General features: G+C 60.0%; 7 protein-coding genes. 3 read left to right on the top strand and 4 right to left on the bottom strand.

Features of this window, described 5'->3' with window-relative positions; genetic code table 11:
• Positions 1–193: 193 nt before the first annotated feature.
• Entirely contained in the window at positions 194–463 is a 270-nt protein-coding gene (locus tag E3T38_RS14860; protein WP_134548907.1) for a luciferase family protein, read from the bottom strand.
• 218 nt (positions 464–681) lie between these two features.
• Between E3T38_RS14860 and E3T38_RS14855 the strand changes: the two genes are divergently transcribed.
• Positions 682–1,083, top strand: a complete 402-nt coding sequence (locus tag E3T38_RS14855) for a hypothetical protein (RefSeq protein ID WP_134548906.1) — start codon at positions 682–684, stop codon at positions 1,081–1,083.
• Between the two features lie 572 nt (positions 1,084–1,655).
• On the opposite strand, the gene E3T38_RS14850 is transcribed toward E3T38_RS14855, so the two are convergent.
• Positions 1,656–2,135, bottom strand: a complete 480-nt coding sequence (locus E3T38_RS14850) for a hypothetical protein (RefSeq protein ID WP_166805538.1) — start codon at positions 2,133–2,135, stop codon at positions 1,656–1,658.
• Positions 2,136–2,344: 209 nt separating this feature from the next.
• Here E3T38_RS14850 and E3T38_RS14845 point away from each other — a divergent pair, with 209 nt between their 5' ends.
• Together E3T38_RS14845 and E3T38_RS14840 are read left to right on the top strand one after the other, a co-directional pair.
• A complete protein-coding gene (locus tag E3T38_RS14845; protein ID WP_134548904.1) occupies positions 2,345–2,623 on the top strand; it encodes a putative quinol monooxygenase in 279 nt (92 codons plus the stop codon).
• A gap of 188 nt (positions 2,624–2,811) precedes the next feature.
• Positions 2,812–3,336, top strand: coding sequence for an AAA family ATPase (locus tag E3T38_RS14840; protein ID WP_134548903.1), 525 nt, complete (start codon positions 2,812–2,814; stop codon positions 3,334–3,336).
• A 335-nt stretch (positions 3,337–3,671) separates the two neighbouring features.
• Here the strand turns inward: E3T38_RS14840 and E3T38_RS14835 are convergent, their stop codons facing one another.
• Both E3T38_RS14835 and E3T38_RS14830 read right to left on the bottom strand, forming a co-directional pair.
• Positions 3,672–4,241 carry an RNA polymerase sigma factor gene (locus E3T38_RS14835; RefSeq protein ID WP_134548908.1) on the bottom strand — a complete coding sequence of 190 codons (570 nt, stop codon included), beginning with the start codon at positions 4,239–4,241 and terminating at the stop codon, positions 3,672–3,674.
• The gene (locus E3T38_RS14830) at positions 4,241–4,888 is read right to left on the bottom strand and encodes a hypothetical protein (RefSeq protein ID WP_134548902.1); all 648 of its coding nucleotides are present in this window, start codon (positions 4,886–4,888) and stop codon (positions 4,241–4,243) included. The genes E3T38_RS14835 and E3T38_RS14830 overlap by 1 nt, the downstream gene beginning before the upstream one ends.
• Positions 4,889–5,428: the final 540 nt, after the last annotated feature.

Genomic DNA, 5,428 nt, shown 5'->3' with positions numbered 1-5,428 from the left:
CGTTTATCGCACCGTCCAACGCCAGTTTGACTCGGGCCGTTGAGAGGAGCCCTCAAACGGAATCTCGTTGCCGGATTAGCTGGTCCGGCAACGGGAACGTCGTGCGGGACGCTGAAACTTCGAGTTCATCGCTGATGGCCGTCTGGCCCGATGGCCACTTCGACGGGGACGTATCGGCGACGGCGATGCTCTCTTAGTTACCGGTGCGCGCGAAAACCAAGCTTTCGTCGACGATGCTAAGAACAATGCCGAGTTCTTCCTCGGTGCGGGGTCCGTAGATCATGAACTCTGTTCCGAAATCCTCGTACTGGTGTGGCTCCGCCCACACCTGTGCGGTGAGCTCCTTCCCTCGTGACGCTGGAAGGCAGAGGTGCAGGCTCGTGTCCGAGACGCCGTGGATATGAACGGGTTCAAGGCGTTGATTGGGGGCTAGGGAAGTTTCCGGGGCGCGTTCGGAAGGCATGTCTTCCAGAAAGACTGCGCACTTGGGAACGCCCCACGTACCCACCTGCAGTTAAAGCGCGTTCAACTGGCTCAGGCCATCGCGGTTTAAGACGATGACGAGGCCGTGTCCTCCGAACAGCCGACTCGCGCTGCTCGGCGTCCTTTGGCAAGCTGAGAGTACGTGGTTGCGTAGCGGTCACGGCTTATTCTGATGACTACTCAAGACACGAAAGTGCTATGCCTCGCCTCTCATCCTGCACGATGTCGCTCCGTCAGCTGAGCGTCGCGGGGGTCGCGCTGATTGGCTCCCTTCTCTTGGCAGGCTGCACCTTCCCCACCACTGCTCCGCCGGCCATGCCGCCAGCGAGCCCAACGACAGTCCCGATCCCCACGCCAACGCCCGACCCGATCATCGACACCGGGCCGGCAAAGGGAGCGATGGGGGAAACCGAGACGGATGCCGAGGGCACTATCCGCTATACGACGGTCGCAGGCGACGTGGGCGGCCTCATTTGCGACCGGTTCGGCCGAGCCTACTGGCAGCTCGACCGGGAAGAGAACAACGCCGGATTCGACTGCCACACGATCCTAGGCGTTGGCGTAGTCGTCATTCCCACTACCGACGAAAAGCCACGGTGACCGGCGCGCGTAAGCGCACGCTTCTGTAGCGAAGCTGTTGCCGTTCGATCCCTTCGGCAGCGAATCCGAACCTTGAGGCCACTGTGCGCGGTGACAGGCTGTTGACCGATGTCCAAGCCCTAACTGAGACCGCCCGAGATCGAGCGAAATGTCCTCCTCGCATTTCTCCACCGTGGATAAATCAGCGTTACCAGCCTGCAACCCAAGATCAGCACTTTCAGCGAACGTGCGCCGAGGCGCCTCAGTATCCGGTTTACCCCACAAACGTGGAAAATTATTCGTCAGCCTCGGTCTGGGACCTTCGCCCGAAATGAATGAGCGTTTGACGACATAGCTGCTTAGGCATGGTGCTGTCAGGTGATCCGTTTTGCGCGTCCCGCAAGCCGGACGTCGACCGCGACATCCTGCTGTTTCATTTGGGGAACCCGATACGGAACTGGAGCGTGCGGAAGGTAAGTGGAGTACTCCTGCCCCGTTGCGCGTCTGACGTAGATTCATCCGCGACAACCGCGTTCCATCAGGTAGTGCGATGCCTGCGAGGCAGTTTTGATGTGTTCGACGAAGACTGGGAGCTACATTTCCGAGCATCCCTGCAGTGACGTGACGGTCGTAGCCTGCGGGCAGGTCTGGTGGCTCCACGTCTTGGGCCCAAATCGGTCAAACTCCCCGTCGGTAAATATCTCGACTCCAAGGGTGGCCGCAGCGCTGCGGTAGAAAGCCACAACCGGATCACCTTCTGTGGTGAACGAGACAACAACCAGCTCAGCCTCTAGGTTGCCGATAGCGGCATCGATGCAGTCGACCGCCGCAGCGGGGATCTCTTCGCCCTGCTTGAGCGTGACATCTCCGCACGACTTTCGGGGTCGTGTGTCGCTCAATGCGTCTGGTGCATGTTGAGACTGGCGCGCGGCTGCAAACAGGTCAGAAGGCAGCATCTGACCAGCCGGAAACACTTGTTCACCCAAAGGCACTTGTTCGCGCGGTGACGCTGCACAACCCGAAATCGCCAACGTGCCAATCAAGATGCTGGTCAACGCGATTCGATGTCCCATGACCGGAGTTTCGCACATCGTCTGTATCGTCGGATTCTCCGTCACGGAATCGTGACCTGGTGACGCCCGTGGCAGCGGAAGGCGTCCGCTCATGTTGGCATCGAGGAATTCGTATCGGGAACCCTCTGCGGAACGTCGGCGGTGCCCGGAGATCGGGGGCGATACCGGTCGCGGCATCGGCTGCCCTTTGGCGCTGCGACAATGGCGCTATGAAGAGCGTGCGATTGACTGGTCAACTCTTGTGCGACGATCTCGGCGAATCTGCGATCGTTGTGCAGTACCTTCCCGTCCACGTGGGGCTGACCCGCGCCGAGAACGGATGCCTTTCGTTCAACGTGACGCCCACCCACGATCCGCTCGTCTGGCAGGTCGATGAGCACTTTCGGGATGTCGTCTCGTTCCGCGCACACCAACAACGAGTCTCATCCAGTGAATGGGGTAGGGAGACCTCCGGTATCGAACGTCGATACACCATTACGGGGATTTAACTAAGGGCAGTCGGGGTGCGAACCGGTGCCTCCTCGAGGGGTGTCTTTGTGACTCTTGCTGATGAATGACAGGGCTCTTTTGTTGCAGAATGGCGGTACCGCCGTTTCGCAAGTGGAACCTTGTGCGGGACGGCTGGGCGTAGAGGCCTTTCATGGTTGTCGGTCGGGCATTTCGTTAACATGGGCGTGTGATCATATGGCTGAATGGCACTCACGGCGTTGGGAAAACGACCACGGCCAAGCTCGTGCAGGAGCTCATTCCAGGATCGCGCGTGTTCGATGCCGAGAAAGTCGGTGAGATGTTGATGGACGTCCACCCTGGGCTGCCCGAGACAGACAACTTTCAGCACTGGCCTCCGTGGCGCCCTCTTGTGGTCGAGACGGCCCGCCACATTCTCGATTACACGGGCGGCACTCTGATAATGCCGATGACGGTCTTGGTTGAGGCGTACTGGCGCGAGATCAGCGACGGATTCGCCGCCTACGACATTCCAGTTCGACACTTCCTGCTCCACACCGACACGAAGACACTTCGTGAGCGCATCATGGGAGACACGGTGATGGGTCCGTCCGGGTTCCGTTTGGCCTACCTCGTCCGGTACGACAAGGCGTTCCGTGGGTGGCTAGGCGCCGAAGCCGACGTGATCGATACCACCGCATTGACGCCTTCCGAGGTGGGAACGGCCATCGCCGATGCGATCGGAGTTCCATAATCGCGCTCGCGCACACACACCCGGCCGCTGAAGGGACCATCTGCAAGAACGGGCTCGCGAAAACTTGGTTCGCCACCCGTCTGAGCAAACTTGTCGCGTGTACTCCGCCCGCAGGAACATCCGGCCTGCGTCTCACGGGACGAGAATTCGCGGCTCTGGCCGTCATTCACCCCAAACGTTTTGAGATATGTAGGTTTCGACACAAGGCTGGGGCTACGAGGGTGTGGCTTCCCTCGTCCCCAACGAGGGCGTGGGGATGAAATCTGTGATGTCAACCGAGTGCGTTGGGGGTAGCGAGATGGCCGCTGGGTCGATCTGTGTAACGGTTGAGTTGATCATCGTTGCTCCGATTGTGCCGCCGCAACGATTGTGCGCGGATTATCGCCAGCATATATTTGCGCGTCACCGTGGCGCGAGAGCGCGGCTTTGAGGTCTGCTCGCGCGCGTTGGTATCGCGTTCGAGCTGTGGAGGCGCTGATGCCCAAGATCTTGCCGGCTTCGGCGATGGAAAAGCCCTCCCAGTGGATAAGCCGAACGAGTTCAGCTTGGTCGGGTGCGAGACGGGCTATGGCATCTCGGACCTCGGCGTCTTCATCGATAGACCGGACCTCTGCGGGCGCGGTTCGGAGAGTTTCGCGAAGTCGTTCGGCAAGATTCGACTGTCGCCGTTCTGTACGCGCGGCGTTAGCAACGACGTGGCGGGCGATCCCGAAGAGCCACATTCTCGCTTGTTCCGGAGCGACCGGCAACGTGTTTGCGCGCCGCCACCCGATGGTCATCAGATCTGCAAGGGCATCGGCGGCGTCGTCTCGGTTGAGTCGACGTTCGAGGTATCGCAGTAGATCGGGGGTGTTATGAGACAGAGCATCAGTGAGGCGGAGGGCCAAATCCGTTCGGTTCCGCATCACCAGTCTGCACCGGGGCAGTTGCCCTCCCCGGAGTAGCTGAGATTAGATTCGGAACCATCAATGCCTTGCCGGGCCAGCTCGCTGCTGAGAGTGTTGGTCAAGATTCTATTGACGGCGGAATCGTACTCGGAGTCGGCGTTGTAGTGGACAGTTCCGTACCCTGCGGCCTCCGTGGCCCCATCGTCGTTCATGAAGGTGGATTCTTCCGTCCGGAGTTGAGCGATGGTTTCATCGATCGTTTCCTGGGTGAGAAGGGCATCAATGCTCGCGGCCTGGTAAAAGTCCTCGACGGCACGGACTGCTTCAGGATCGCTTCCGTTAACGTTGCCGATACGGAGTTCACACTCCGCGCCGCTCGGCAACGTGTAGGTGGCGACGGCGTCCGGGGACTCGGCCCAGGGCGACCACAGTTGAATTGTCGCGGCCGTTGCGGCAGCGGCGCCACCCACCAATGAGAACGTGATGAGCGCTGTTAGGGCGGGTCGGGTCCAGCGTTTTCTGTGCCCGCTGCTGCCTGGTGATGGCATGGATGCGACGCGTAAACGGTTGAGTTCATCGATCACGTCGTCTGTCATGAGCGTCGTGCTCGGGCTCGACCGATCAAGAAGGCCGTCGAGTTGATCTTCGTCGGGCAAGTGGTTCATGGTGCTCCTCAGTTTTAGGGGTACACCATAGACATGTCCGGGAGACGCCTTAACGTCTGCCAGGTAGAGATTCAGACGACAAAACGTCTTAGCACCGAATTTCTGGCGCTGACACACTGAATCGCACGAAAGACCGATAAGTATCCGCACTCATCGGCTGCACCGCCGCCGAACAAAACCGTCGTCGTATCCCACAGTCGACGGCTCAAGCTGGACTCCCAAGGCAAACAGCGCAGGAGGACGCGTGCGCCCGGGCCGTCACCGGGTAACGGCGATCGCACCGAACCTTGATCGATGAAATAAGACGTGGGTGTTTTCAGCCCGACACGAACGATGCCTAGTTTTCCATCTGTGGTGTCCCAGAAACCGGACGTCCAGCGCGACCGATCTGGAGCCAACCACCCGCCGGCCGGACGCGCCGCTGCCGTGTCGCTTGGGAACGGCGGATTCAACCGGTCGTCGCAACGATGGGCTTTTCTGGCTCTGATAATAGTCGTTGCATGGCTTGAGCGGGTGTGCTGCCGCCGAGCGTTTTGCGGG

Source organism: Cryobacterium sp. Hb1 (genome assembly GCF_004403585.1).
Taxonomy (GTDB): Bacteria; Actinomycetota; Actinomycetes; order Actinomycetales; family Microbacteriaceae; genus Cryobacterium; species Cryobacterium lyxosi.
This window is presented reverse-complemented; position numbering and strand designations above follow the sequence as displayed.

Bases quoted from the DNA above. Each gene is read 5' to 3' on its own strand.
- E3T38_RS14860 (WP_134548907.1), bottom strand. From the start codon at position 463: ATGCCTTCCGAACGCGCCCCGGAAACTTCCCTAGCCCCCAATCAACGC.
- E3T38_RS14855 (WP_134548906.1), top strand. From the start codon at position 682: ATGCCTCGCCTCTCATCCTGCACGATGTCGCTCCGTCAGCTGAGCGTC.
- E3T38_RS14850 (WP_166805538.1), bottom strand. From the start codon at position 2,135: ATGGGACATCGAATCGCGTTGACCAGCATCTTGATTGGCACGTTGGCG.
- E3T38_RS14845 (WP_134548904.1), top strand. From the start codon at position 2,345: ATGAAGAGCGTGCGATTGACTGGTCAACTCTTGTGCGACGATCTCGGC.
- E3T38_RS14835 (WP_134548908.1), bottom strand. From the start codon at position 4,241: ATGCGGAACCGAACGGATTTGGCCCTCCGCCTCACTGATGCTCTGTCT.
- E3T38_RS14830 (WP_134548902.1), bottom strand. From the start codon at position 4,888: ATGAACCACTTGCCCGACGAAGATCAACTCGACGGCCTTCTTGATCGG.